At 43.8% G+C, this 26,309-nt stretch carries 26 protein-coding genes; 19 read left to right on the top strand and 7 right to left on the bottom strand.

Translation table 11 applies throughout. The features are described 5' to 3' along the window. The first annotated feature begins 17 nt into the window (after positions 1-17). Entirely contained in the window at positions 18-341 is a 324-nt protein-coding gene (locus tag IPL34_RS17485) for a transcriptional regulator (RefSeq protein ID WP_296842783.1), read from the top strand. Then, positions 331-654 (top strand): helix-turn-helix domain-containing protein, encoded by a 324-nt coding sequence (locus IPL34_RS17480; protein WP_296842782.1) that lies wholly within the window; start codon positions 331-333, stop codon positions 652-654. The genes IPL34_RS17485 and IPL34_RS17480 overlap by 11 nt, the downstream gene beginning before the upstream one ends. Here the strand turns inward: IPL34_RS17480 and mfd are convergent. Beyond that, the gene (gene mfd / locus IPL34_RS17475; RefSeq protein ID WP_296842781.1) at positions 623-4,054 is read right to left on the bottom strand and encodes a transcription-repair coupling factor; all 3,432 of its coding nucleotides are present in this window, start codon (positions 4,052-4,054) and stop codon (positions 623-625) included. The genes IPL34_RS17480 and mfd overlap by 32 nt on opposite strands. Before the next feature lie 141 nt (positions 4,055-4,195). Further along, positions 4,196-5,542 carry a tetratricopeptide repeat protein gene (locus IPL34_RS17470; RefSeq protein ID WP_296842780.1) on the bottom strand — a complete coding sequence of 449 codons (1,347 nt, stop codon included), beginning with the start codon at positions 5,540-5,542 and terminating at the stop codon, positions 4,196-4,198. 179 nt (positions 5,543-5,721) lie between these two features. On the opposite strand from IPL34_RS17470, the gene minC reads away from it, so the two are divergent. From minC to minE, 3 genes are all read left to right on the top strand, one after another. Continuing rightward, entirely contained in the window at positions 5,722-6,432 is a 711-nt protein-coding gene (gene minC / locus IPL34_RS17465) for a septum site-determining protein MinC (RefSeq protein WP_296842779.1), read from the top strand. Positions 6,433-6,703: 271 nt separating this feature from the next. After that, entirely contained in the window at positions 6,704-7,513 is an 810-nt protein-coding gene (gene minD / locus IPL34_RS17460; protein ID WP_296842778.1) for a septum site-determining protein MinD, read from the top strand. 3 nt (positions 7,514-7,516) lie between these two features. Next, the gene (gene minE / locus IPL34_RS17455) at positions 7,517-7,774 is read left to right on the top strand and encodes a cell division topological specificity factor MinE (protein WP_296842777.1); all 258 of its coding nucleotides are present in this window, start codon (positions 7,517-7,519) and stop codon (positions 7,772-7,774) included. A 48-nt stretch (positions 7,775-7,822) separates the two neighbouring features. On the opposite strand, the gene IPL34_RS17450 is transcribed toward minE, so the two are convergent. Then, the gene (locus IPL34_RS17450) at positions 7,823-8,305 is read right to left on the bottom strand and encodes a TlpA disulfide reductase family protein (RefSeq protein WP_296842776.1); all 483 of its coding nucleotides are present in this window, start codon (positions 8,303-8,305) and stop codon (positions 7,823-7,825) included. Between the two features lie 173 nt (positions 8,306-8,478). Between IPL34_RS17450 and IPL34_RS17445 the strand changes: the two genes are divergently transcribed. The 5 genes from IPL34_RS17445 (at position 8,479) to IPL34_RS17425 (ending at position 13,171) form a co-directional block, all read left to right on the top strand. After that, the gene (locus IPL34_RS17445; protein WP_296842775.1) at positions 8,479-9,165 is read left to right on the top strand and encodes an HAD-IA family hydrolase; all 687 of its coding nucleotides are present in this window, start codon (positions 8,479-8,481) and stop codon (positions 9,163-9,165) included. 12 nt (positions 9,166-9,177) lie between these two features. Continuing rightward, positions 9,178-10,497 (top strand): DNA recombination protein RmuC, encoded by a 1,320-nt coding sequence (gene rmuC / locus IPL34_RS17440; RefSeq protein ID WP_296842774.1) that lies wholly within the window; start codon positions 9,178-9,180, stop codon positions 10,495-10,497. After that, a complete protein-coding gene (locus IPL34_RS17435) occupies positions 10,494-11,501 on the top strand; it encodes a MotA/TolQ/ExbB proton channel family protein (RefSeq protein ID WP_296842773.1) in 1,008 nt (335 codons plus the stop codon). Before rmuC ends, IPL34_RS17435 begins: the two co-directional genes overlap by 4 nt. Then, complete coding sequence (locus IPL34_RS17430; protein WP_296842772.1) at positions 11,498-12,412, top strand: hypothetical protein; 915 nt, start codon at positions 11,498-11,500, stop codon at positions 12,410-12,412. The genes IPL34_RS17435 and IPL34_RS17430 overlap by 4 nt, the downstream gene beginning before the upstream one ends. 93 nt (positions 12,413-12,505) lie before the next feature. Then, positions 12,506-13,171, top strand: coding sequence for a c-type cytochrome (locus tag IPL34_RS17425; RefSeq protein ID WP_296842771.1), 666 nt, complete (start codon positions 12,506-12,508; stop codon positions 13,169-13,171). Between the two features lie 117 nt (positions 13,172-13,288). On the opposite strand, the gene IPL34_RS17420 is transcribed toward IPL34_RS17425, so the two are convergent. Genes IPL34_RS17420 through IPL34_RS17405 form a run of 4 tightly spaced genes read right to left on the bottom strand, consistent with a single transcriptional unit; the run spans position 13,289 to position 17,179 of the window. Further along, a complete protein-coding gene (locus tag IPL34_RS17420; protein WP_296842770.1) occupies positions 13,289-15,013 on the bottom strand; it encodes a bifunctional alpha/beta hydrolase/class I SAM-dependent methyltransferase in 1,725 nt (574 codons plus the stop codon). Positions 15,014-15,017: 4 nt separating this feature from the next. Beyond that, on the bottom strand, positions 15,018-15,647 hold the full coding sequence (locus IPL34_RS17415; protein WP_296842769.1) for a lysophospholipid acyltransferase family protein: 630 nt from the start codon (positions 15,645-15,647) through the stop codon (positions 15,018-15,020). Positions 15,648-15,656: 9 nt separating this feature from the next. Next, positions 15,657-16,595 (bottom strand): phosphatidate cytidylyltransferase, encoded by a 939-nt coding sequence (locus IPL34_RS17410; RefSeq protein WP_296842768.1) that lies wholly within the window; start codon positions 16,593-16,595, stop codon positions 15,657-15,659. Then, positions 16,592-17,179, bottom strand: coding sequence for a CDP-alcohol phosphatidyltransferase family protein (locus IPL34_RS17405; RefSeq protein WP_296842767.1), 588 nt, complete (start codon positions 17,177-17,179; stop codon positions 16,592-16,594). The genes IPL34_RS17410 and IPL34_RS17405 overlap by 4 nt, the downstream gene beginning before the upstream one ends. Positions 17,180-17,318: 139 nt before the next feature. On the opposite strand from IPL34_RS17405, the gene IPL34_RS17400 reads away from it, so the two are divergent. From IPL34_RS17400 to pcnB, 9 genes are all read left to right on the top strand, one after another. After that, positions 17,319-18,104, top strand: coding sequence for an SDR family NAD(P)-dependent oxidoreductase (locus IPL34_RS17400; protein WP_296842766.1), 786 nt, complete (start codon positions 17,319-17,321; stop codon positions 18,102-18,104). Positions 18,105-18,109: 5 nt separating this feature from the next. After that, positions 18,110-18,835: a carboxy-S-adenosyl-L-methionine synthase CmoA gene (cmoA, locus tag IPL34_RS17395; RefSeq protein ID WP_296842765.1), complete on the top strand. Its 726-nt coding sequence runs from the start codon at positions 18,110-18,112 to the stop codon at positions 18,833-18,835. A gap of 3 nt (positions 18,836-18,838) precedes the next feature. Continuing rightward, positions 18,839-19,831, top strand: coding sequence for a tRNA 5-methoxyuridine(34)/uridine 5-oxyacetic acid(34) synthase CmoB (gene cmoB, locus IPL34_RS17390; RefSeq protein ID WP_296842764.1), 993 nt, complete (start codon positions 18,839-18,841; stop codon positions 19,829-19,831). A gap of 179 nt (positions 19,832-20,010) precedes the next feature. Next, a complete protein-coding gene (locus tag IPL34_RS17385) occupies positions 20,011-20,709 on the top strand; it encodes a 2OG-Fe dioxygenase family protein (protein ID WP_296842763.1) in 699 nt (232 codons plus the stop codon). Between the two features lie 359 nt (positions 20,710-21,068). Then, positions 21,069-21,863, top strand: coding sequence for a CDP-diacylglycerol--serine O-phosphatidyltransferase (gene pssA / locus IPL34_RS17380; protein ID WP_296842762.1), 795 nt, complete (start codon positions 21,069-21,071; stop codon positions 21,861-21,863). Positions 21,864-22,114: 251 nt separating this feature from the next. Further along, the gene (locus tag IPL34_RS17375) at positions 22,115-23,659 is read left to right on the top strand and encodes a 2-isopropylmalate synthase (RefSeq protein WP_296842761.1); all 1,545 of its coding nucleotides are present in this window, start codon (positions 22,115-22,117) and stop codon (positions 23,657-23,659) included. A 6-nt stretch (positions 23,660-23,665) separates the two neighbouring features. After that, positions 23,666-24,457, top strand: a complete 792-nt coding sequence (locus IPL34_RS17370; RefSeq protein ID WP_296842760.1) for a uracil-DNA glycosylase — start codon at positions 23,666-23,668, stop codon at positions 24,455-24,457. Continuing rightward, on the top strand, positions 24,457-24,924 hold the full coding sequence (gene rimI / locus IPL34_RS17365; RefSeq protein ID WP_296842759.1) for a ribosomal protein S18-alanine N-acetyltransferase: 468 nt from the start codon (positions 24,457-24,459) through the stop codon (positions 24,922-24,924). The genes IPL34_RS17370 and rimI overlap by 1 nt, the downstream gene beginning before the upstream one ends. Before the next feature lie 97 nt (positions 24,925-25,021). Beyond that, the gene (gene pcnB, locus IPL34_RS17360) at positions 25,022-26,302 is read left to right on the top strand and encodes a polynucleotide adenylyltransferase PcnB (protein WP_296842758.1); all 1,281 of its coding nucleotides are present in this window, start codon (positions 25,022-25,024) and stop codon (positions 26,300-26,302) included. Positions 26,303-26,309: the final 7 nt, after the last annotated feature.

The following is a 26,309-nucleotide window of genomic DNA, read 5'->3' as shown; positions in this document are numbered from 1 at the left end:
GCCGTATACTTTATAGTATGTATACGATAATCGAAACTCCAACTTTTACGGCTGATGCCGAGGAGCTATGGTCAGAAGATGATCGTGGAAAATTTTGCACCTTTTTAGCAGCTAATCCAGAAGCGGGTTCAGTGATTCCACGGTCAGGTGGACGTAGAAAGATTCGTTGGATACGTAGTGGAGCTTCAGCAGGCAAAAGTGGTGGTGTACGAGTCATCTATTTTACTCGTTTACCTTCGGGGGAAATCTGGTTATTGACGATTTATGCTAAAAGTGAGCGGGAAAACATACCTGCCCATATTCTGAAAGCCATTAGAGAGGCTATTGAAAATGACAGATAAAGATTACATAACAGGTGAAGAGCTAGGAAACAAATTATTGCAAGCGGTACGAGAAATGAAAGCTGGACAAAAAGGGCGTGTAACAGTAGTAGAACCCAACGAAGTGGCCGCCGCCCGCTTTGCTACAGGTTTATCACAGACTCAATTTGCACATGCCTTATGTATTTCACGTCGTACTTTACAAGATTGGGAGCAAGGCCGCCGCCAGCCATCTGGCGCAGCTCGCACTTTAATTCGCCTTGCTCGTAAACATCCCCAGCTCATTGCTGAGGAGTTATTAGTTAGCTTACCAATTCCTGCAAAAACTTCTTAAGCCACAGTACTCGTTCCTCAGTATTAGGGATTTCTTTTAAAAGACGTAGTTTATCCGAGCCTTCTAACTTAAAATCCCACGAACGTTTTTGAATCAATTGAATAATTTTCATAGGATCAATATTAGGCTTGGCATCGAATAAAATACGTCCTCCTGTGGCATGCATATCCAGTTTACGAATCCCTAAGGGTTGCGCGAGTAATTTAATTTCAGTGGCAGCAAATAAGGCTTGAGTGGGTTCTGGTAATAAACCAAAACGATCAATCATTTCTACCCGTAATTCATCCAATGCCATTTGATCTTCAGCACTCGCAATACGCTTATATAAAATCAAACGACTATGCACATCGGGCAAATAGCTCTCTGGAATTAACGTCGGAATGCCTAAATCTATCGTAGTCGGTGGTTGAGTCGGTTGCGCTAAATCGATCATTTGTCCGGTTTTTAAGGCTCGCACGGCACGTTGCAATAAATCATTGTAAAGGTGATAGCCAATCTCTTGGATTTGCCCGCTTTGATCTTCACCTAATAACTCACCCGCCCCGCGAATTTCTAAATCGTGAGTCGCTAAAGTAAATCCAACCCCTAAATCCTCTAAGGATTCAATAGCCTCTAAACGTTTTTGCGCATCAGGTGTTAAATGCTTTTTCGGTGGAGTAATTAAATAGGCATAAGCGCGATGATGCGAACGCCCAACCCGTCCGCGTAATTGATGTAATTGTGCTAGCCCTAATTTATCCGCGCGATTGATAATAATGGTATTTGCCGAGGGAACGTCGATACCATTTTCAATAATCGTGGTGGCAACCAAAATTTGGAAACGCTGATGGTAAAAGTCCTGCATAATGCTTTCCAATTCGCGCTCGCGCATTTGCCCGTGTGCGTATTGGATCTTAGCTTGTGGCAATAATACTTGTAGGTCTTCGACCATTTTGCCAATCGTATCTACTTCATTATGCAGCACATATACCTGACCCCCGCGTGCAATTTCCCGCGCACACGCTTCTTGAATCAGGGTATTACTCCATTCGGTGACAAACGTTTTAATCGCATGGCGTTGTACCGGAGGGGTAGCAATAATCGATAAATCACGCAAACCCGACAGCGACATATTCAGCGTGCGCGGAATCGGTGTGGCGGTCATGGTGAGCATATCGACATTAGCCCGTAGCTTTTTGAGTTGCTCTTTATGGCGCACCCCAAAACGATGTTCCTCGTCAATAATCACTAAGCCGAGATTTTTAAATACTACATCGTCTTGTAATAGTTTGTGCGTACCAATCACTATGTCAATTTGCCCAGCGGCTACCTTCTCTAATGCTTGCTTCACTTGAGCAGCGGTTTTAAAGCGTGATAAAGACTCCACAACAAACGGCCAATCGGCAAAGCGGTCGCGGAAATTATTTAAATGTTGCTGAACCAGTAGGGTAGTCGGGGCAATAATAGCGACTTGCTTACCTGCATTGGCAGCGATAAAGGTAGCACGCATAGCGACTTCGGTTTTACCAAAGCCCACATCACCGCACACGACTCGATCCATCGGTTGCTTGGAGCGCATGTCTCGAATAACCGATTCAATCGCAAGGGCTTGATCCGGTGTTTCCTCAAAGGGGAAGCCAGCGGAAAATTGTTGATATTCTAGCTCATTAAATTCAAAGGCTTGACCGAGTTGAGCAGCACGACGCGCATGAATATCGAGTAATTCCGCCGCCACATCACGGGCTTTTTCGGCGGCTTTTTGGCGACTTTTGCTCCATTGCTCATTACCTAGTTTATGTAGGGGGGCTGCATCAGGTGATACCCCTGTATAACGACTAATCAGATGTAAAGCCGTAACAGGCACATAAAGTCGATCACCGCCTGCATATTCGAGAGTTAAATACTCCGAAGTCATGCCTCCAGTGGTAATCGTCTGCATCCCTAAATAGCGCCCGACTCCGTGTTCTTCGTGCACGATAGGTGTACCCTGATTCAGATCGGTGAGATTGCGAATAATCGAGTCAGCATCGCGCGTAGCTTTTTTGCGGCGGCGTTGTTGTTGAACGGGTGCACCATGCAACAGCGTTTCGGGAATAACGGCTAAAGCAGGTTCCTTGAGCCAAAAGCCGGATTCCAAAGGAGCGACGGTAATCGCCATAGCCTCTTTGGAATTTAAAAAGGCTTGCCAGCTTTCCAGTACTTTGACGCTTAATTGATTATCACGCAGTAATTGTAATAGTGCTTCACGCCGTCCTGCTGATTCTGCGGTAAACAGCACGCGCCCTTTGAGCAGCTTTAAAAATTCAGTGAGCAAAATTAAAGGTTGCTCATGCTTAGTTTGCACTAAGAGGGGCGGTAGGGAATAAGTAGGATAATGTGTACCTGCTTGCTCAGTACCTTGGGCTACTTGAATACGTCGATAGCGCCCTAATTCATAATTGAGTGTGGCGGGATCAATGAAAACCTTTTTAGGCTCTAGGAGTGGGCGTTCAATATCATGGCGGCGCTCTTCATAGCGATGCTCAATCGTTTGCCAAAAGCTCGCCATCGCGGCTTGAGCTTGATCCTCAAAAATAACTAAAGTGCGCTCAGGCAAATAATCAAATAGGGTAGCAGTGTGCTCAAAAAACAGGGGTAGATAGTATTCAATACCGGCGGGAGGATTGCCTTTACTCACCGCATCATAAATTTGACTACGACTAAGATCACCCCCTAATTGATTGCGGTAGTTTTGCTTAAATAACGCAATTCCCGCTTTATCTAATGGAAACTCGCGGGCGGGCAATAATTCAATTTGTTTAACTTTATCCAGAGTCCTTTGAGTTTCAGGGTCGAAGCTGCGAATACTTTCAATTTCATCATCAAACAAATCAATGCGATAAGGTACATCGCTACCCATAGGAAATAAGTCAAAGATCGAGCCACGCGTGGCGTACTCACCGTGCTCTAGCACTTGATTCACTGAGCGATAGCCCGCTTGCTCTAATTGCTGGCGAAAGGTTTCTACCTTAAATGAATCGCCTGTCGTGACATTAAGAGTATGCGCATGGATATAGTGAGTGGGCGGTAGGCGATGCATTAAAGTCGTCATCGGTACGATTAAAATACCCTGTACCATACTAGAAAGCTTGGATAACAGCTTTAAGCGTTCCGAGACAATATCTTCAAGCGGTGAAAAAATATCATAAGGCAAGGTTTCCCAATCAGGGAAAATATGTATAGGTGTATGGGGAGTGAAAAACCTTAATGCGGCTTCTAAGCGATGGGCGGCATGAATATCGGCTGTCAGTAGCAGGACTATGCCTTTGTGTTGTTCAGCGGTATTAGCCATTAATAAACTTTGGGCGCTACCTTGTAATTGTCCCCAGTAGGTAGAACCATGAGGAGGGGGAGGGAAAATAGGTTTTAGCCAAGCGCTCATCGGGGTATCCCAACACTATAAAATGCGGCATTTTACCCTGAACTGAGCAATGGGTGAACTTTTAGATCATGTTAGGGTGTTTTCAATACCTCAAGCCTATCTCAGGGGTAGTGCTCTAGGCGCTACCCTGTGAAACGGTGTTTAGGGCGAACCCATAGGTCTATCAGTAGGGTTTTTGGCAAGCTCTACCTCAATACGCTTTTTAACATCATCGCGTTCGGCTGAGCTGAGCATTTCCATCACGACATCGCGGTTTTCTATCGCATGTTGCTCCCCTTTAGCAGCGGCTAAAGAGAGCCAAAAGGCCGCTTCAGGTAGATTTTTAGGAGTCCCTAGTCCCTTAGCGAGAAAAGTACCCAGACTATATTGAGCATTAATATGATTGGCTTGCGCCGCTTTGCGTACCCAGAAGAGGGATTCTTTATAATCTTGTTCTACCCCTTCACCTTTGGCAAACATCATCGCAAGATTATATTGAGCTTCTACATAGCCTTGTTCGGCAGAGGCACGATACCAATAAAGCGCTTGAGAAGGGTCATGAGGTAAGTCACTGCCTTGATTAAATAAATACGCCATCATGTATTGTGCCGCAGGGTTTTTATTTTCAGCGGCTTTTGACACCCACTCAATCCCTTTGTCCGTATTTTGCTCTATGCCTTCGCCCAATACGTATTTAATGCCTAAATTATATTGTGCTCCTGCCTCATTTTGCTCGGCTGCTTTACGATACCATTCAATAGCTTTAGCTAGGTCTTTCTCGACTCCATCACCTTCTTCATACATCAGCCCCAAATTAAATTGGGCGGCGGCATCGTTTTGGTTAGCAGCAGTCGTGAACCAATAGGCTGCTTTTTCCATATTTTTTTCAACGATAGTGCCTTGAAGATAACGTGTACCTAGATTGAATTGAGCATCACGATGCCCGTTTTCAGCCGCTTTAGTGAGCCACTCAATCGCTTTTTGATTGTCAGTACTCCCCCCTAACATATTATCGGCATAAATGAGCGATAGGTTATATTGGGCATCCCGATCATTTTGCAGCGCTGCTTTTTCTAGCCAAACGCTAGCTTCTTTGACATCACCATTTTTAATGTACAAAAAGCCTAGATTAAATTGCGCATCCATGTAACCTAGATTAGCAGCTTGTTTATATAAGCTAACCGCTTTGCTGGTATCTTGTTTAGCATCAATGCCGTGTTCGTAGTGGAAAGCTAACTCATAAAGCGCTTTAGGGTATTGTTGTGCAGCCGCTAAACGTAACCACTGCATACCAAGCTCTGGGTTGCTTTCTACACCTGCTCCCTTAATATAGCGTTCTGCAATACGAAATTGCTCAGAGGGGCTGGCTACACTGCCTAATTCGGGTAGCGGAGTGGTGTAGCGGGTATTGTCAAGTTCTGCATTTGCAGTGCTGCCCATTACATAAAAACTAAGAGACCCTACTAAGGCAATATAGGGAAAAAAGGTGCGATAATTGCTCCTGCGCATGATTATAAATTCCAGCAAGCTTAGTTATTCAGGAGAGGTTTAGGTTGTGATTAATAACTCACAACTTGGTTATAAATATAACAAATCCTTATGAAAAGATAAAAATTTTCCGATAAGGTCAAATTTACAGCTAGCTTATCCATATCAAGACTCATAGTGGGGGACAAGGAGGAAAGTTCATGGCGCAACAACCCTTTATATTTAAAGGCGAAATGACGCTAGTCAATGTATTGGCACTACAGTCTAGTGATGTAGCCGCTATTGGTACGGCTTTAAAACAAAAGCGTGAAATATCACCCGTGCTATCCAGAGGGCCTATCATCGTGGATTGTCAGGGTATTAGCGCGGAATGCCAAAATATTGACCTAAAAATTCTGGCAGATGTTATACGTGAAGCGGACTTCATTCCAGTAGGTTTACGTAATTTTCCTGAAGAATTCAGTGAGCAGGCTGCACAAGCAGGCTGGGCTATGCTACGTCCGGGGGCAGTAGCCCGTAGTACTCAAACCTCTATTCCGGTTGAAATTACCCCTACCCAAGCGCTTACTAATCCCGTGCAATCCCATTTAGTATTAGTCGATAAACCGGTACGTTCGGGGCAGCAAGTGTGTGCCTTGCAAGGCGATATTGTAGTATTACAGCACACCAGTGCCGGATCAGAGCTATTAGCAGCGGGATCGGTGCATGTATATGGGTCGCTACGCGGGCGGGTATTAGCGGGTGTGTTAGGCGATACTCAAGCGCGAATTTTTTGCCAAAAATTAGAAGCTGAGCTAGTGGCTATTGCCGGACGCTACCGACTCTTGGATGAAGTGGATACTCCACTGAAAGGTCGTCCAGCAATGATCTATTTAAGCGGTGAAAAACTTGTTATTGATTCTATGTTTTAATTAAAAATAGTTTAAAGATATAGCTGGTATTGGCTATTTAACCTTAGTTTTTAAAGTGCTATTTGTTAAACTCTGACCTTTTGCTGTGCTGGTAACAGTCAGTACCTGAGTGAAAGTTAGCGGGTATTTCTGGAGCAGTCTTGGCGGCAGGGACGTTGCCTTGAAGCTTACAAGGATGTATTCACAGCGCCTGCGGAAGGAATGCTCGATAACTTTTGCATGACTACTTATGTGACTTTTGAGTGTCTCAACTAAATAAAGGAGTATTAGATTGACTAGGATTATTGTGGTTACCTCTGGCAAAGGAGGAGTCGGTAAAACAACCACCAGCGCCGCCTTTGCAACAGGGTTAGCTTTACGCGGTCATAAAACGGCAGTGATCGATTTTGACGTAGGATTACGTAATCTCGATTTGATTATGGGTTGTGAGCGCCGCGTGGTCTATGACTTTATTAACGTGATCAATGGTGAGGCGACCTTAAAGCAAGCGCTGATCAAAGATAAGCGGTGTGAAAATTTATATGTTTTACCTGCCTCCCAAACTCGTGATAAAGAGTCCTTGACACAAGAGGGGGTGGAACGTGTGATTAAGGAGCTTCAAGAGGATGGGTTTGACTATATCCTTTGTGACTCGCCCGCAGGCATTGAAAAGGGTGCTGCAATGGCGATGTATTTTGCTGACGATGCCATTGTAGTCACTAACCCTGAGGTTTCTTCAGTACGGGATTCAGATCGCATCTTAGGTTTACTCGCCAGTAAAACCCGCAAAGCTGAGCAGGGTGAGTCAGTACGCGAGTTTTTATTGATCACTCGCTATGCACCAGAACGAGTGCAAGAGGGCGAAATGTTGGCGATGGAAGACATTTTAGAAATCTTGGCTGTCCCTTTGATTGGAGTGATTCCAGAATCTAAAAGTGTGCTACAAGCCTCCAATAATGGTTCCCCGATTATTTTGGACACGCAAAGCCATGCGGGACAAGCCTATGATGATTTTGTCAGACGTTATTTAGGAGAGACGGTTCCCCATCGCTTTTTAGCTGTTGAGAAGAAAGGATTCCTCAAACGCCTATTTGGAGGTTAACCAATGGGATTGTTCAGCTTTTTTAAGACCACTAAGCAGGATTCCGCTAAAGTGGCGAAAGAGCGATTACAGATTTTAATTGCTCATGAGCGTCTGGATCGATCTGGCCCCGACTTTTTACCCCAGTTGCGCCGCGATATTATGGAAGTGATTCGTAAATATGTGGCGGTTGATGAAGGACAAGTACAAGTGCAATTTGAAAAAGGCACGGATTTCGACATATTAGAACTAAATATTACTCTACCTGAACGGGTGCATTAAAAGGACTTAAAGCCCCACCCTAAAGTACTTAGGGTGGAAAGGTATAAGTTATAAAGTCTTAATAAAATCCTTAAGCTCAGTGGCAGTCACAGGTCCGGGTTGCACCGCTACTAACTTACCTTGAGGCGAAAATAATAACAGGGTTGGCGTACCCAAAAAGGTTTCATCCGCATGTTTAACTAAATAGGCATCCACCTCCGCCGCATTACTTAAAAAGTTAGGGAAGCGCATTTTATGTTGCTGAATAAAACGTTGCGCCTCTGCTTTGCCAGCTTGATCATCAATCGAAATACCGAATACATCGATAGTAGGCAGGCGCTGATCAATTTCAATTAAATGATGAATAGTTTGACGGCAGATCGAGCAAGTAGATGCCCAGATTTCAATAGCCGTCCAGCGTCCTTTGCCGACTAATTGCTCCATCTTGACAGGTTTACCTGCCATAGTAGTCATAGCATGACTAGGAAGGGCTACACTCAGTAGGCTAAGACTTAGGAGCAAGGTATATAATGCATGTTTTAAGAAGATCATTCATTTCAATCCATTACAGTAGCTATTAGAAGCAAATTATATCCAAGATAACTTAGAGTAATGAGCGCTTAAACGATTATAGGTAGACTTAGGTTTACCACTAGACTCTCTCTCTAATCCTCATTAACGTATAGCTCAACGACTTGCCCATTATTAATAAGGAATATCAGTTCATGAATAAAGCCGCCTATTCATTACCCCAAGGCGTATTGTTTGATTTAGACGGTACTTTAGTCGATACCGCTCCCGATTTGGTTAATGCTCTAAATGCGGTATTGCAAGTCGAAGGACGCGAGACTTTAACCCTAGCACAAGCGCGTCCCGCCGCTTCGCACGGTGCAGCAGCCTTATTAAAACTGGGGTTTGGTAATGATATGTCGGAAGAGCAATTGCGTAATCGTACACGGCTATTTTTGGATCATTACAGCGCTAATATCTGTGTGGATAGTGAGCTATTTGCGGGTATGGATTTGGTACTAGAGCACTTAGAGGCTTTAGGGATTCCTTGGGGGGTGGTGACTAATAAACCTGCTTTACTGACTTTGGCTTTATTAGATGAATTGCGTCTACGTGAGCGGGCTTATAGCGTAGTGAGTGGCGATACTCTAGCAGTAGCTAAACCTCATCCAGAACCCTTGCTGTATGCAGCCTCGCAATGTGAAGTGGAGCCGGCGCATTGTATTTATATTGGTGATGCGGAGCGCGATATTGAGGCAGCAAAACGGGCGGGTATGAAGGCTTTAATTGCTGGCTATGGTTATATCGGAGCTGATGATCAGCCGGATACTTGGGGTGCGCAAGGGGTATTGCAACAGCCTTTAGATTTTATGCATTGGCTTACCATTCAAGCCGCTCACTAAAGTCGTTGCTCTATGACCTCAGGTGGTTTGGATATTTATACTGCATTACTATTGGTGCTTTTGGCTCTAGGTTTAGGGCTAGCTATTGGCTATTGGATTTATGGACGAGCGTTAGAAAAAGCCCAACACGAGATTGAACGCTTAGAGTATCGCCTGCAAGCCGAGGAGCAATTACACGAAGAACGCCTGTTAATGCTCGATGATGCCCAAGACCGGATGAATAATGCATTTGCCGTGCTTTCTCAACGTGCATTGCGCGAAAATAATGAGCAGTTTTTGCAACTCGCACAGGAAAATCTAGGGCGTTTTCAAGCCGAATCTAAAGCCGATTTAGAACAACGTCAGCAATCGATTGAATATTTGGTTGATCCCATTCGCCAAGCCTTAGAAAAAACCGAGCAACACCTCTATGCCATTGAACGCGCTCGCGAAGCCTCGTTTAGTATTTTAGGTGAGCAGCTACGTGCTTTAAGTCTCGATCAAGTCTCCTTACGCCAAGAAACTACTAAACTCGCTACTGCCCTTAAAAATCCTACAGCACGCGGTCAATGGGGTGAATTAAGTTTAAAACGCATTGTCGAATTGGCGGGCATGACTGAGCATTGTGATTTTGAGCTGCAAGTGCAGCGCAGTAATGAGGAGCGCACTATTCGGCCTGATATGGTAGTGAGGCTACCCGATGCGCGTGAGCTAATCGTGGATGCTAAAGCGCCGATGGATGCCTATCTCCAAGCGGTTGATGCACCTGATGAACTCTCCCGTGTGAATTATCTCCAAAAACATGCACGTAGCTTAAGAGAGCATGTCAAAGTATTGGCCGCTAAGCGTTATTGGGAGCAATTCAGCCAAGCACCGGATTTTGTGGTGTTATTTGTGCCCGGAGAGGCTTTTTTAGGCGCGGCTTTAGAGCAGGATAAAACCTTATTGGCTGAAGCTTTAGATGCAAGAGTCATTTTAGCCTCGCCTGCTACTTTAATGGCTTTATTGCGAGCGGTCGCTTTTGGCTGGAAACAAGCCGCACTAACGGCGAATGCCAGCCAGATTCGTACCCTTGGGGAAGAATTACATAAACGTCTCAGTATTTTAACGACTCATATTCAAACGATGGGGCGGCAGTTAGGGCAAAGTGTGGAAAGTTATAATCGTTTAATTGGCTCATTAGAGCGCCATGTGCTACCGAGTGCTAAACGTTTATCCGAGCTAGGTATTTCATCCGAGCGTAAAATCGCCACTTTAGACCCTTTGAGTGCTCAACCGCGCCCTTTAGTGACGGATACGGAGTCATCTGTTGATTTAGTCGATTTAACGCATCACAGCGGAGAAACATTGTGAAACCTGTGCAACGCCATTGTTATAGCACTTTGAGTTTAATTATAGGGCTATTAGTACTTGTTTTATTAGCTGGAGCGTGGTTTTGGGAGCCGATACTACATTTTTTTAAAACCGGACAAACCACCCGCTTGGGCGTGGATATAGGCATTGTATTAAATGGTTTTATTCTGGTGTTGTTTGTAGTGGGGGTATTGCGCATGAGCTGGCTCTTACTCGATTTTGCTCATGAACAATCCGTCATACGTAAATTTGCCAAACGCGCCCAAGAAGGTGCTGAAAACCCTGCCTATGAAATGCCTCGTGCCGCACTGATGGTACAACGTTATGATCGTATTGTGACGATTGCTCGCCAGCATGCTGTACCGGAGCAAAATGCCTTGTCATCGAGCCTACAAGCGCAATTAGGGGCGGAATTTACTTTGATTCGCTTTGTGCATAATACGCTGATACTAACAGGGGTATTTGGGACAGTAGTTTCACTATCTCTAGCGTTAGTGGGGGCGGCGCGACTATTTACGAATCCTCAGGATACTGAGCCAATGGCGGCGATTATTGGCAGTATGTCGACGGCTTTAAGTACTACTGTGACGGCGATAGTTTGCTATATGGTGTATTCGTATTTGCACTTGCGGCTACAAGACATTCGTACTGAGTTACAAACCAATATTGAAGATGTCACTATGGTTTATATTTTGCCCCGCTTCCAAGTGGGTGAAACGGCACTTTTGCAGCATGTGGGGGCACTTGCCGCGCAACTACGCCAAGCGGCAGAGTTGATTACCCGTGTTCAAGATCGCTTCTTACAAGCGGGTGAGCGCCTACAGGTCGCCGTTGATGATCTACATCAAGGGGTACAAAATAGTGGTTATACGATTCAAGATATTCGGGAAACCCTGCGTGAAGGTTTCCGTCTACCACCGGTTACCAGTAACCCGCCGGATCGCACTAAGTTAGAACCTAAACTCACTCCTCCTGATACGATTTTACAAGGGACACGGCGATGAGTTGGGGACAGGAAATACACGATGATCACGAGGAGAGCTTTTGGCCGTCCTTTAGTGACATTATGATGGTAGTGGCTATGGTGTTTTTGCTGATTACTTTAACAGTAGTATTGAGCAATACCCGTTTAGTGGCGCAATTACGTAATAGTATCCAAGCCGAACAGCAAGCTTCACAGCTAGCTGAGGCACAACTAAAAGCTAATGCTAGCTTAGAAGAGCAATTAGATTACTACCGCAATCGTGCAGCTTCTGTGGAGTATGAACTTCTCAGGAGTCGTGCCAAAGCTGAAACGCTAAGCCAAGAGTTAGATAATACCCGTCAAGCACTACAAAATACCGAGCGAACTCAACAAGCCAATCAAGCGCAAATGAATGCAGCGACACAACGCACTCAAGCACTAGAGCAAGAATTGAGTAGCGCATTAAGTACGGCACAAACTTTGCGCACGCAACTCAATGAGCGCCAGACGCGTACCACTGAGTTAGAGCAAGAGGTACAACGCCTCACCGGTGAAACCGAAACCTTAAAAGCAAGCTCTAGCGCCGCCTTAAGCAAGTTACAAGGTGAGCTAGATGAGTTAGATAGTAAATATCAAAAGCTGCTACGCCCCGCTCGCTCCCCTAAAAATAAACAGGTAGTCGAAGTGATTTATCAAAAAGGTAGCTACCGGATTCGCAAACCTAGCGAGTTTGTTCATCGCACGGTAGATAATACCACCTTACACAATGAACTCAGTGCCTTAAAAAATCAGTATGGTACGGATTTATATGTGAAAATTATTATCCCAGAAAATAGTGGCTTGTCGTATAACGAGGCATGGCGTTTTACCCGCGATATTTTGGATAAATATGATTATTACTCTCAAGGTGAAACAACTCCCGCGAATACACCAACGCCAGCACCTAATTAGTCTGAGTATGTAGCTAGGTTATCGTCAACGATTTACCAACCTAGAATCTATAACCTAGGAGCGAACGTCATTCATTTGTTTAAGGTTAAAGTTATGAAATTGGTACGTACTGTATTGGCTAGTGTTTTAAGTCTGATGGCTGTGAGCTTACAAGCTGATCCTATGTTAGAGCAGGCCACGCATAAAGGCTGTTTTATTTGTCATAGTATGCAACATAAAACAGGGCCTGCGATTCCTTTAGCACCTGCTTATGCTGATATTGCCGAGCGCTATAAAGATGGATCGATGCCAGCCGATAAACTAGCCGAACGTATTGTAAAAGGGACGGTGGAAGGCCCTCAGCATTGGGAAGGCAAGGTCAATATGCGTTTTATGCCACCAAATGTGAATGTGAGTGAAGCAGAAGCGCTACAACTAGCGCAATGGGTATTAAGTATTAAACCCGATACCGTCACCGAACAGGCAGTGACACATGAAGGTATGTTGGCACTAGCCGCCCAGAGTGGTTGTATGGTCTGTCATGGGGTAGATAAACAAGCCGATACTCATTATCTGCCGCTAGCCCCTACTTATAAGCAAATAGCTGAAAAATATAAAAACAACCCCGATGCTAGCAAAATCATGGTAGAGGCTATGTTACATGGCACGCTCAATCGCACTGAGCATTGGGAGAATGTCAATATGCGTTTTATGCCAGCTAATCCGGCATTAAAACCAGAAGATGCGGAAAAAATTGCAGCATGGATTCTGACTTTATAATCATTTATCTCTAGACAGCATTGCTTAGCACCATGAGCAGAGAAATCTATCATGGTGCTAGCTGCTTTAAATACTCAACATATAAATCCCAAGCTTTAAATTGTGCTTGAGAGTACTTTATGAGGTACTCTCAGATTCAGATAATTGAGCTAGTGATACCGTAAAGATACCCCAATCATCAATTTTCATCATTTTTTTATGAAAACCGTATTCATTAAATAAGCTATCTAATTCATATTGACTACGGCGACGCATAATCCAGCGTTGTTTTTGATGATTACCCAATACGTGAGCAATTTGTTCTAATTGAGGATGCCAAGGTTGTCCGGTATAAATAATATAGCCATTAGGTTGTAACCATTGTGCAATACCTTTAATTGCTTTTTGCACTAAACTATTATCACTAAATAATTCAAATACACCGGAAATAATCACTATATTAGGTCGGAAAGCTTGATTTTGATAGCTAGCTGGATCAAAGGCATTAGCTTGTAAGTAGTGAATATTAGTTAATTTTAAAGTTTGAGCTAGTGTTTTACCTTCAGATAAATTCTGCTCTTGATAATCGCGTACTTGTACGTGAATATCAGGTAAGGCTTGGGCTAATTCAACCAAATAGCGGGCAGGGCCTCCAGCAATATCGACAATATTAACCTCTTGTCCTGCTACTTGTAGTTTTAAAATCGCCTCTTTGAGTAATTGTTGTAGATGGACTTTACGCTGGCGAATACCGCGCCAACCAATAGCATTTAAATACTGTTTATCAATAGCTTGCCCAATAATACCTAGTCCAGAAGGTTGATTTTTATAAACATGATCTAAAGCCACACCCGAATCAAAACCATATTTTAAGCCAATCTGCATTCCATCACTTAAAAAGCCTAAGCGTTGCATCATTAAGCGTTGTAGCTTATAAGAGGCTTTATTAATGATAGTGGTTTTGTTTCCGGCAATTTGATTGCTTTCAAATTGAGTTAAAGTTACTAAAGTATCACGCATCGCAGGCTGATCATAGGTAAAGCATTGCTGCATAAAGGCTAACATAGCGCTAGTAACTTGTTCAGCACCATGCTCATATAAAATGCCGTGGTAAAAATCATTTAAAATAAGATGTTGTTTTAAGGGGGATGACAAGGTTGCATAAAATTGTAATTGTGCGCCATTGTCAACTACATAGTCTTGAGCAGCACTGACTACCAAGGTAGGCGTTACTATTAAATGTGCATCATTCACAACACGCTTTGCAGTATCTAGTAAAGTAGTTAATTGGCGTGCTGGAATACTGGGATTAATCAGTTTATCGTTATTATAGCGTTCTTGTTCAGCTCGATTATGTGTTAGAAAACGTGATTTAACATACGACTTAATATCAAGAGTTGGCTTAAAGCGAATCGCTAAATCAAGCGCCGGCTTTGCAAGCGGTATATACAGTTTTATTTTAAAAGCAGGTGCTAATAAAGCCATGCCTGCAATGGATGGAGCATAATCATGTGCCCAAGTACTGGCGACTACTCCCCCTACTGAATTAGCCACTATAAATAAATCACCTTGCGTTTTATTAGTTTCCTCACAAACAAACTGTACAAAAGCGTCTAAATCACGCACTAATTGCATAAATTCATAACTAGGTGGCGTTTTGCTATAGCCATGCCCACGATTGTCGAAAGCATACACAGCATAGCCAGCTTGAACCAATACGTCGGCAACACCGCTAAGGCGCTCCGAGTGTTCGTGTCCACGATGGAGTAAGAGAACGATTTTGCCATTGGCTTGTGGTACTTCATCCCATGCGCGATAAAATAATAAAGTGCCTTCTGATGCGGTAAACTGTCCTGTTTTCATGATGTTAAGTACTCAATAGCGATTTCTGTAAGGAGCGAATACTGCTTTCTAACTCGTTCATAAAGGTTTGTTTAGTCGATTCAGCAGTATAATAAATAGGCTTGCCGATGTTGACCTCCATGCCAAACGGCACGAGTAATTTTTCACCTTTGGGTAACACTTTACCAGTCCCATGCATGTAAATAGGGATAACCGGAATATGCGGAAAGTCTCTGGCTAAATAGGCAATACCTGATTTAAAAGGAGCCATTTCGCCATTAGTAGCACGACTACCCTCAGGAAATAAAATAATGCTATAGCCAGACTTTAAAGCGTTTTCGACCCCCATTAAACGTTCACCACGATCTAAAGTACTGGTGCGATCTAAAGGAATAATGCCCAATACTTTTAATGAAAACCAAGCTATCCATTTGTTTTTAAGAAAATAATCGGCTGCCGCCACAGGTCGAATATATTTTAATTTTTTAAACGGATAAAGATTCATTAAAACTAAGGTATCTAAATGACTATTATGATTAGCGGCTAAGATACAGGGTTTGTCTAGGGGTAAATAGTTTTGCCCGATTAATTTAATACCTGCAATGAAGAGTAAAAAAGGACGTACTATCAGAGCAAAAAATAATATTTTTAGCATAAGCACCTCCTAGTAATATAAGTAATAAACATAATGGAAAAATAGAGGTGCAGTGTAGGTTAGACTATCAATGCGGTCTAAAATACCTCCATGTCCGGGAATTAAAGTGCCAGAATCTTTAACCCCTATGTCACGCTTAATCATAGAGATTACTACATCACCAATAAACCCAGCGCTACTAATCAACATGCCAGCTAATAAAGCTTGATACCAGCTAAAAGGTGTGAGAAAGGAGAGAACTAAGGCTAGTAAAGTAATACAAATAAATGCACCTATAAATCCTTCTACGGTTTTATTAGGACTAACTTTAGGTATGATTTTATGTTTACCAACGCTTTTACCCCAGATATACTGCAATATATCATTAGCTTCAGTCAGGAGGATTAAATATAGTACTAAATCAGTACCTGCAATAGCAACCCCATTTTTGGGATTGGTTAATGTTATTAAATAGGCTAAATGACTTAAGCCAAAGACAAACATCATTAAGCCCCATTGAATACGGCTGGTATTTTCTAAAAAACCTTTGGTATCTCCAATCAATACTTGCCTAAAGGGTAGTAGTAAAAACAAATAAACTGGAATCCAAATAACAAACATGCCATACCATTGCATATGAGCGAATAGATATTGCACAATAATAGCTAGATAAGCATAGAAAATAATTCGTCTATCTGTTTGACGCGTAGGGATGAGGGTAAAGTATTCTTTTAAAGCAAGGAAGCTTATTAGACCAAAGAAAAACATCGCCAAGGTATTATTAATCATTACTCCCAGAGTAAACAAACTAATAATCCACCACCATGATTGAATCCTTGCTTTTAGTTCAGGTGTATGATATTTCTTGACTAAATAAATCAGGAGCGTAGCAAAAATTAGTAAAGTATAAATCACTAAAATGACTAAGCCGCTTTTGCTATGCAATAAGGTTAGAAGCTGATCAATCATTGTGATAATCCTTTATGACAACGATTAATAATCGTTAAAATACTTAGGATCAAAGCGACTATTAAAATCGAATTCACCCAAGTACTAGGTAATATATTGAGACCTAGCAATAATCCTAAAGTACCCATTAAAAAAGCACGGTCACTTTTGCCCATAGGACCATCATAACGCCGCGTCTTACCTAATAGTCCAGCCATTTCGGTAAGTAGTGCGGTGATAACAAACAATACTACGAGAGTAGGGGAGATATTAGGTAACAAGGCAAACGGTAAATAAAGGGCTGCATCGGAAATAACATCACCTAATTCATTGAGCATAGCGCCTAAAGGAGTTTGCATCTGGTGTTCTTTGGCTAATAGGCCATCGAGTGCATTGAGTGCCATACGTATCAATAACACTAAGGGCAAGAGCACTAATAGCCATTTAGCCCCTTGAGTTAGAGTGAGGGCTAAACCCATGCCTAGCGACATTACTAGCGCTGCAATAGTAATCTGATTGGGGCTAATACCTGCTTTGGCTAGGCTAGCAACTAGCGGTCTTAGTAAGTTTTGAAACGCAGGTTTTAAGTCATAAATCGTCGCCATGAATGCTTATCCTAAGGGCTGTTTTATGCATTATTGCACGACTAGGCTGTCTAGAAAGGGGTAGGCTGCGAGGTAGCAATAGACAATACTTTGGCGCTAAAATACCGCCCCTTTAGAGCTTAGCCTTTGCGGAGTTAGTATGTATCAGGAACTGCTCAATTATGTACCTGCCCAGCCCGTGTTGCAGGAGCGAGTGATTTTAGTGACGGGGGCTGCGAGTGGCATTGGTCATGCAGTCGCAGTGGCTTATGCGCGTTTTGGGGCAACGGTAGTATTGTTAGATAAAAACGTTCCTGCCTTAGAAGTGACCTACGACAAAATCGTCAATGCAGGCTATCCTGAACCTGCGATTTATCCCCTCGATTTAGAAAAAGCTAATCAAGATGATTACGCCTTATTAGCTGAAAAAATTACCGAAACATTGGGGCGTTTAGATGGTCTAGTTTTGAATGCTGCATGGCTAGCGGCCTTCATGCCGATCAAATTGCATGATGTCGATCTATGGTCACAGATGTTTAATATTAATCTTCACGCTAATTTTTTGATTTTGAAAAATTGCCTACCACTTTTAGAGAAAGCTCCTGATCCCGCTATTGTGGTTTCCAGCGATGCGACTAATAAGCCTTATTATGGTGGATATGGTGTTTCCAAAGCGGCATTAGATACCTTGGCGGATTTAGTGATGACTGAATACGATACGCCACCACAATTTATTCGCGTGAATAAAATCAATACGGGACCAGTGCGGACTTCATTACGTACTTTGCACTATCCGGGCGAGAATCAAACCACCTTAGTGCGTCCTGAAAACGTGGTAGGGCCGTATTTATTTTTCATGAGTCCCGATGCGGGCAAACGTACCGGTGAATCTATTGATCTAGGGCGTTTATCCGCTGATACGCTTTGGCCGGGTAATCAGGAGTAAGAGGCATGAGCCGCGACCAAGTTTATGCTCAACCCTTACCGCAAGTCGTTGATTTCACCTTTAATGAGGCGGTGGCAGATGTGTTTCCAGACATGATTCGCCGCTCCGTGCCCGGCTATGAAACCATTTTGACTTTACTCGGTGTTATGGGGCAGGAGTTTATTCAGCCTAATACTCATGTTTACGATTTAGGGTGTTCTCTGGGAGCGGCGACCTTAGCGCTTGCCTCGCGGACTCAAGCCGAAAAAGTGCAATTTGTCGGTGTGGATAATTCGCCCGCTATGGTGCTGCGTTGTGAAAAAATATTGCAGCGCCATTTGCCGCGTCAGCCTGTCCAAGTACTGTGTGCGGATATTCGGGAGCTAAACTTCGAGCCAGCTTCAGTCATCGTACTCAATTTCACTTTGCAATTTTTACCGCCCCAAGATCGCCAAGCACTCTTAGAACGTTTGTATCAAGCCTTAGTCCCTAATGGCGTGCTGATCTTATCGGAAAAACTTAAATTCGCGGCTGATGCCGAACAGACCTTTTTGACCGATTTATATAGTGCTTTTAAACGCGCTAATGGTTATTCCGAACTAGAAATCAGCCAAAAGCGTACTGCGCTAGAACATGTATTAATCCCTGATACCTGCGCTGAGCATATAGAGCGTTTAAGCAAAATTGGGTTTAAACAGGTCTATCAATGGTTCCAATGTTTGAGCTTTAGCTCATTGATTGCGGTGAAATAAGCGATGGATTTACAAGCTTATTTTAATGCAGTCGACCAAGCTTTAAGCGCTTTACCTTGGGCTGAGCAATGGCGAACTCAACTGCCCGTGCAAATTAATGAAGTGCTCAATGCTCCTCACGGTAAACGTGAGGAATGGTTACAAGCTTTAGCCCAATTGCCGCCAAGTACACCATCAATAGTTGATTTGAATGCGGCTGCTATTCAAATGGGTCAAGCGCAAGATCTAAGTCCAGAGCAGCAGGTCGTATTACGTCAGAGCCTAGAAACCTTTATTCCTTGGCGCAAAGGACCGTTTAATTTATTCGGTACTTATATCGATACCGAATGGCGTTCCGATTGGAAATGGCAGCGTGTGCTACCGCATTTAAGTGATTTAACTGGGCGTACTATTTTAGATGTAGGTTGTGGTAGTGGGTATCATTTGTGGCGTATGCGTGGAGCGGGTGCGAAGCTAGTCATTGGCATTGATCCTAGTCTGTTTTTTCTCATGCAATTTCAATGTGTGCGGCACTATTTGCCTTATGAACCCGTCTATTACTTACCGCTAAAAAGCGAAGATTTGCCCATCCTCAAAGAAGGTGAAGGGTTTGATACGGTATTTTCTATGGGAGTGCTATATCATCGTCGCTCGCCTTTACAGCACTTGCTGGAATTAAAAGGTGTATTACGAGCGGGGGGCGAGTTGGTATTGGAAACCTTAGTGGTAGAAGGGGATGAGCGCACGGTATTAATGCCGGAAGATCGCTATGGTAAAATGCGCAATGTATGGTTTATTCCTTCCACAGCGTTATTAGAGTTATGGTTACGCCGCCTTGGGTTCGTGGCGATTCGCACGGTAGATGTGGGGCAGACCAGTCTTGAAGAACAACGACGTACCGAGTGGATGCGTTTTGAGTCGTTGGCGGATTTTCTTGATCCAACTGATCATAATAAAACCATAGAAGGCTATCCAGCACCCAAACGAGCGGTACTCATTGCTCAATTGCCTGCTTAGTCTTATTCTGGAAATGCCCTCCAGTGTTACATCTTACTTCCAGAGACGCTGTGAATACGTCCCTGTACGCTTCAAGGCGGCATCCATGCCGCCTAGACTCTTCCAGTAAGATGTAACACTGGAGGGCTTGTACGCTTAACTATTAACCTAGATCCACAGTTTTATTTAGTAGAGAGATCGTGAAGCAGTTATTACAGCAAGCCGGTTATCAATTAGCAATCGGTGACAACAACCCACTCCAGCACCAATTAGTGCAGTTTTGTGCTAATGCGTACCAGCGTTTTGCTAAGAGTTGGAATCAGCTTTGTGTAGATCCCTTTTTACGCGATGGGGGTAGTTATCGCCTGCGCCGTTATTCGGTGTTTCATTGGCGTAAAGGGCGTTTAACTTTATTACCGTATGAGCCACATTATCAAAGTAGCCATTACAACAAAGTGCACGGTGGGTTTAATCGCCATTTTCGTCCTTGGTTACCTACCATAGTGAATAATGCAGCCTTCCAGCGTATTGTGCAGTGGAGTATTGGACAGTTTGGAGCGCAAGCGTTGCAGCATACGTGGCGTATTCAAGCCCATCAGTTTCGGATTTTGGCGCGAGCGCATGAAGCAGGTAAGCCTACTCCCGAAGGGGTGCACAAAGATGGCGCGGATTATATTTTAGTGATGCTCCTAGATCGGCAAAATATAGTCGGTGGCGAGAGTCAATTATTTGATAATGCGATGCAACCCTTAGAGCAAGCCACTTTGAGTCAAACCGGAGATCTGGTCTTAATTAATGACGCTAAAGTGTATCATGGTGTCACTGAGATTCAGCCTCAAAAGACTGCCTCTCCTGCATGGCGCGATGTGTTGGTACTAACCTTTCATAAAAAAGATTAATTTATAGGCGATATTCAAGCCTTATTAACATATCCCCCGTATAATGCCTATCAATAGATCAGTTAAGCACTTAGTTAATTGATATTAAAGGGAATAATAATAAGATCTGCTAAAGCAGGCGGCTAACTTGACTAGACGGGCTGGGGGGACTTAGCCCGTTTTTTTATTTTGCATATCATACCATTTGCTTATTTTAAAGCTTTCATTCCTAGCTATCCCAATAGCTATGCGTCCTCTAGTACGAGATTAAACTAGGTGTACCTTTATAAATCCATTATGATGCAACTGACATCGCTTGCTCACTTCTAATGCTAAACTAATCTATCGGTGAGCGTACTTTATCTATTGACGAGGGCATCATGTTGGAACCAAACGATACACCCGCCTTGACCGAAGAGGAAAAACGTCGGCGCGGCCTCTATATCCTGCCTAATTTATTTACTACTGCGGCATTGTTTGCAGGCTTTTATTCTATTGTGGCCTCTATCCAAGGGCGCTATGAATTAGCAGCAGTAGCGGTATTTGTGGCTATGATCTTAGATAGTCTCGATGGGCGTGTCGCGCGTATGACGAATACCCAAAGTGCGTTTGGTGCGGAATACGATAGTTTATCTGATCTGGTGTCGTTCGGTTTGGCCCCCGGATTGTTGATGTATCAATGGGCATTGATGCACTTTAAAGAGATGGGTATTGCTTGGGGTAAGGTTGGTTGGTTGGCTGCTTTCATCTATGTGGCATGTGCGGCTCTACGCCTAGCTCGCTTTAATACCATGATTGGTAAAGCAGATAAGCGCTTTTTTACGGGTTTACCTAGTCCCGCCGCCGCCGCCTTGATGATTGGCACGGTATGGGTGTTTCATGATAGTGAAGTGCAGGGGCGTAATTTTATGTTTCCAGCCTTACTCATTACGCTTACTGCTGGTTTGCTGATGGTGAGTAATTTTAGTTTTTATAGTTTTAAAGACATTGATTTTCGTAATAAAGTCCCCTTTGTGGTGGGAGTATTGATTATTTTGGGCTTATCTTTGGCCACTATTCATCCGCCTATTGTGATTTTTACTGTATTTTTGATTTATGCCGCATCAGGCCCTGTCATGTGGGTCTATCGCCGTTATAAACGGGTACAACGTCGGAAAAAAGAAGAGGATGCTTGAGATTAGGATGGTTTTGCGGTAGCTTCTACACCTACTTAATTCCAGATTCACTAATCAACTATGAATAGCCAATACGCCAACTCCACAAAGACAGCTGATTGCCATAATCAGTTGCTAGGCTTATTGGCTGCACTGCACCTGCGACTGCCCGCTCGGGCACAATAATCTGTTATGCTCTGGCGAGGCTATACGCATTCCCCTCAGGGAAATGAATCATTATTTACCGAATGCAGTGTATTGAGAGTTTTATCATGTCTAAAGATCGTTTAATTATATTTGATACCACTTTGCGCGATGGCGAACAGAGTCCGGGGGCTTCTATGACCCGCGACGAGAAAATCCGTATTGCTAAAATGCTTGAGCAAATGCGTGTCAATGTTATTGAGGCGGGTTTTCCTATTGCTAGCCCTGATGATTTTGCTGCAGTAAAGGCTATTGCTGAAGTAGTGCGCGAAAGTACGGTTTGTGGTTTAGCGCGTGCTTTGGATAAGGATATTGAGCGTGCCGCCGAAGCTATTAAACCTGCAGTGTCAGGACGGATTCATACCTTTATTGCCACCTCACCGATTCATATGCAAAACAAATTGCGCATGGAGCCTGATCAGGTAGTCGAGCAAGCGATTTATGCTGTAAAAAAAGCACGTAACTATACCGACGATGTAGAGTTTTCGTGTGAGGATGCTGGGCGCTCTGAGTTTGATTTCTTATGTCGCATTATCGAGCAAGCGATTAAAGCAGGTGCGCGTACTATCAATATTCCCGACACCGTAGGCTATCAAATTCCGCATGTGTTTGGTGATATGGTAGGGCGCTTAATTCAAACTATTCCCAATGCCGATCAAGCCATTTTCTCAGTGCATTGCCATAATGATTTAGGCTTAGCGGTGGGTAACTCGTTAGCGGCGGTAATGCAGGGTGCACGTCAAGTTGAATGTACTATCAATGGCTTAGGTGAGCGTGCGGGTAATGCCTCTTTAGAAGAAATCGTGATGGCGATTCGCACTCGTCCCGACGTGTTTAATGTCGAAACTCAAATTGCGACTCAGCATATTGTCCCGACCTCGCGCTTAGTTTCCAGTGTGACGGGATTCGCTGTGCAACCCAATAAAGCGATTGTGGGGGCGAATGCGTTTGCTCATGAATCAGGCATTCACCAAGACGGTGTATTAAAACATCGTGAGACTTACGAAATCATGCGGGCGCAAGATGTCGGTTGGTCAGATAATAAAATTGTCTTAGGTAAGCACTCTGGGCGTAATGCGTTAAAAACTCGTTTACAAGAATTAGGTATTGAGCTTGCGACCGAAGAGGCTTTAAATGCGGCCTTTTCGCGCTTTAAAGATTTGGCAGATCGTAAGCATGATATTTATGACGAAGATTTGCGCGTTTTAGTACTAGAAGCCCAAGCGCATCAGGCAACCGATGTATATGAATTAGTGTCTAGTTCAGTGTGCTCAGCTACAGGTGAAATTCCTAATGCTACTGTAGTTTTAAAAGTACACAATCAAGAAATGAGTGCTTCAGCTCAAGGCAGTGGTCCGGTTGATGCGGTGTATAGTGCGATTAGAGCGATTACTAAGGAAGCACCCGACTTACAGCTTTATTCAGTGAATGCCATTACCAGTGGCACAGATGCTCAGGGTGAAGTCACCGTGCGCTTGGAAAAAGCAGGGCGTATTGTGCATGGACATGGAGCGGATACTGATATTGTGATTGCATCGGCTAAGGCTTATGTGGATGCGCTCAATAAGCTAGTTACTCAGGATGAACGTCAACATCCGCAACATTCGGTATAAGTGTCGATGAATGCTGCTGAGCAAAGCCGTTATTTAACTGCGATGGGTATTCCGGTGTGGAGGCCCAAAGCAGAAATGGTGTTGCCAGCAGCGTTTGCCACAGACAATGAGCCTATTAGAACGCATACTCCTCAGCCAGAGTCGCTACATATAGCGGCTATGGCTGAGGAGCGTGTTACACCTATTCCACCTAAAACCATTGTTCCAGCGGTCACTAGCGCACCGATTCTATCTTGTGCGCATATGGATTGGGCTGAATTAAAGCAGGTAGTGAGTACCTGCACACGTTGTAGTTTAGCAAAAACACGCACTAAAACCGTATTCGGTACAGGTAATCTGCAAGCCAATTGGATGATAGTGGGTGAGGCTCCGGGGGCGGATGAAGATCGTCAAGGTGAGCCATTTGTAGGGCGAGCAGGGCGACTGTTAACCAGTATGCTAGCCGCAATTGGTTTAGGGCGTGAGCAAGTATACATTTTGAATATGCTTAAATGTCGTCCACCCAATAATCGTGATCCTTCGGTTGAAGAAGTGACTTTATGTCGTGGTTATTTAGAGCGCCAGATTGAGTTAATAAAACCCAAATTAATTTTGGTAGTGGGACGGATTGCAGCTCAGCATTTACTCAATACAGAAGCTCCATTGGCACGTTTACGCGGGCAAGTGCATGCTTTGCCTAATACTAAAACACCTGTGGTAGTGACTTATCACCCCGCTTATTTATTGCGTAAACCTATTGATAAACGTAAAGCTTGGCAAGATTTGCAAATGGCTCAACAACTAGCATCTACATGGTAATGACTCATCCTTTAGCACTACGTCCTATGTGGGAAAGCGACCTCCCGACTATTATGGCTATTGAGGAGCGTGCCTATCCTTATCCTTGGTCATTGAGTAATTTTAAGGATTGCTTGAAACATAACTATGACTGTTGGGTTTATGAGCAAGACCATCAGATTATTGCTTATACTGTATTAATGTTAGTCCTAGACGAACTCAGTATTTTAAATATTTGTGTTGACCCCGACTATCAAAGACAAGGTTTGGGTGCAGCATTAATCAATACCATCGAAACCTTAGGTCAAACGCGCGGTATGAGCCATTGTTTTTTAGAGGTCCGTCCGTCGAATAAAGCGGCACTGCGTTTATATCAGCAACAAGGTTTTAATGAGATTGGTCTACGTAAACGTTACTATCAGGCTGCTATGGGGCGCGAAGACGCAATTGTGATGGCTAAGGCGATTTTAACTAGCGATTCCCTCTAGGTGTCGAGGCAACATAGTGGTAAGATTGCCCATTTCAACCTGTCGATGTTGTTTTTAAGTGACAGATCATAACGAACCATTAGTAGAAGAGGATGTAATGATAGAGCAAACCATGGAATTGCCTGCTTCGTTACACCCCATTAGCTCCGATAAAATTTGTAAGCGCTCTTTCGAGGTGGTGCAAAGGTTACAGCAGGCTGGTCACCAAGCGTATTTGGTGGGTGGTTGTGTGCGTGACTTATTATTAGGAGAAACGCCAAAAGACTTTGATATTGCCACCAGTGCGCATCCTGAGCAGGTGAGGCGTCTATTTTCCTCGTGTCGTTTAATTGGTCGCCGTTTTCGTTTAGCCCACATATATTTTGGACGCGATTATATTGAGGTAGCCACTTTCCGCGCTCCCCATGACAGCGGTAATGAAGGGCAGGGCCAAGTCAATGATGATGGACGTATAACCTACGATAATGTCTACGGCACGCTAGAAGAAGATGTGTGGCGGCGTGATTTCACTATCAATGCATTATTTTACGATCCTATTCAAAATGAAATTTTGGATTATGTGGGTGGCTTAAAAGACCTGCAAGAGCGTCGTATTCGTCTCATTGGTGATCCTGAAAGTCGCTTCCGTGAAGATCCGGTTAGAATGCTGCGAGCCGTGCGTTTTGCGGCTAAATTAGAGTTTGAGATTGCGCCGGAAACCCGTGATTTAATTTTGCCTATGGCTCCGCTATTAGATGGGGTAGCGGCTGCGCGTTTGTTTGATGAAATCCTCAAAATGCTACACAGCGGTTCGGGCAAGCGCACCTTTGAACTCTTACGCGAATATGACATTTTACCGTTCTTATTGCCGGTTACCGATGATAGCTTATATGAAGATAGCACGGGTGTATTTGCGCGTTTATTAGAAATATCACTGACCAATACTGACCGTCGTGTGAGATCGGGGCTGTCGGTGATGCCGCCTTTTTTATACGCGGTATTACTCTGGTATAAGGTCAGTACCTTAGCATTGCAAATTCAAGACGAAGGCTATCCTGAAATTCAAGCGATGCAAATTGCTGCCAGTGAAGTACTGAATGAACAAGTCGATTTCACGGCTATCCCACGGCGCTTTAGTAATATCACCCGCGAGATTTGGGGACTGCAATTACGCTTCAAAGTGCGTGATCTCAGACGTGCTAGTGCGTTGTTGCATAATAATCGCTTCCGTGCTGCTTATGATTTCTTATGCTTAAGAGCGCAGGCAGGTGAGCCAGTAGCAGAAGATTGTGCGTGGTGGACGGCCTTCCAAGAAGCAGAAGGGGAAGCACGCGTGGCTTTATGCGAAAAGCCAGATCGTTCACGGACGCGCAATAATCGGCGTCGGCGGCGGCATTAATTTGTTA

Origin of the sequence: Thiofilum sp. (assembly GCF_016711335.1) — a bacterium.
Lineage (GTDB): Bacteria > Pseudomonadota > Gammaproteobacteria > Thiotrichales > Thiotrichaceae > Thiofilum.
Note: the sequence above shows the minus strand (reverse complement) of the source record. Positions and strands in the feature narration are given on the sequence as shown.

Bases quoted from the DNA above. Each gene is read 5' to 3' on its own strand.
- pcnB (WP_296842758.1), top strand. From the start codon at position 25,022: ATGATAGAGCAAACCATGGAATTGCCTGCTTCGTTACACCCCATTAGC.
- IPL34_RS17430 (WP_296842772.1), top strand. From the start codon at position 11,498: ATGAGTTGGGGACAGGAAATACACGATGATCACGAGGAGAGCTTTTGG.
- IPL34_RS17470 (WP_296842780.1), bottom strand. From the start codon at position 5,542: ATGCGCAGGAGCAATTATCGCACCTTTTTTCCCTATATTGCCTTAGTA.
- IPL34_RS17410 (WP_296842768.1), bottom strand. From the start codon at position 16,595: ATGATTGATCAGCTTCTAACCTTATTGCATAGCAAAAGCGGCTTAGTC.
- cmoB (WP_296842764.1), top strand. From the start codon at position 18,839: ATGGATTTACAAGCTTATTTTAATGCAGTCGACCAAGCTTTAAGCGCT.
- pssA (WP_296842762.1), top strand. From the start codon at position 21,069: ATGTTGGAACCAAACGATACACCCGCCTTGACCGAAGAGGAAAAACGT.
- IPL34_RS17420 (WP_296842770.1), bottom strand. From the start codon at position 15,013: ATGAAAACAGGACAGTTTACCGCATCAGAAGGCACTTTATTATTTTAT.
- IPL34_RS17415 (WP_296842769.1), bottom strand. From the start codon at position 15,647: ATGCTAAAAATATTATTTTTTGCTCTGATAGTACGTCCTTTTTTACTC.
- IPL34_RS17480 (WP_296842782.1), top strand. From the start codon at position 331: ATGACAGATAAAGATTACATAACAGGTGAAGAGCTAGGAAACAAATTA.
- IPL34_RS17405 (WP_296842767.1), bottom strand. From the start codon at position 17,179: ATGGCGACGATTTATGACTTAAAACCTGCGTTTCAAAACTTACTAAGA.
- minE (WP_296842777.1), top strand. From the start codon at position 7,517: ATGGGATTGTTCAGCTTTTTTAAGACCACTAAGCAGGATTCCGCTAAA.
- IPL34_RS17485 (WP_296842783.1), top strand. From the start codon at position 18: ATGTATACGATAATCGAAACTCCAACTTTTACGGCTGATGCCGAGGAG.
- IPL34_RS17425 (WP_296842771.1), top strand. From the start codon at position 12,506: ATGAAATTGGTACGTACTGTATTGGCTAGTGTTTTAAGTCTGATGGCT.
- rimI (WP_296842759.1), top strand. From the start codon at position 24,457: ATGACTCATCCTTTAGCACTACGTCCTATGTGGGAAAGCGACCTCCCG.
- rmuC (WP_296842774.1), top strand. From the start codon at position 9,178: ATGACCTCAGGTGGTTTGGATATTTATACTGCATTACTATTGGTGCTT.
- IPL34_RS17375 (WP_296842761.1), top strand. From the start codon at position 22,115: ATGTCTAAAGATCGTTTAATTATATTTGATACCACTTTGCGCGATGGC.
- IPL34_RS17450 (WP_296842776.1), bottom strand. From the start codon at position 8,305: ATGATCTTCTTAAAACATGCATTATATACCTTGCTCCTAAGTCTTAGC.
- IPL34_RS17445 (WP_296842775.1), top strand. From the start codon at position 8,479: ATGAATAAAGCCGCCTATTCATTACCCCAAGGCGTATTGTTTGATTTA.
- cmoA (WP_296842765.1), top strand. From the start codon at position 18,110: ATGAGCCGCGACCAAGTTTATGCTCAACCCTTACCGCAAGTCGTTGAT.
- IPL34_RS17400 (WP_296842766.1), top strand. From the start codon at position 17,319: ATGTATCAGGAACTGCTCAATTATGTACCTGCCCAGCCCGTGTTGCAG.
- IPL34_RS17370 (WP_296842760.1), top strand. From the start codon at position 23,666: ATGAATGCTGCTGAGCAAAGCCGTTATTTAACTGCGATGGGTATTCCG.
- minC (WP_296842779.1), top strand. From the start codon at position 5,722: ATGGCGCAACAACCCTTTATATTTAAAGGCGAAATGACGCTAGTCAAT.
- mfd (WP_296842781.1), bottom strand. From the start codon at position 4,054: ATGAGCGCTTGGCTAAAACCTATTTTCCCTCCCCCTCCTCATGGTTCT.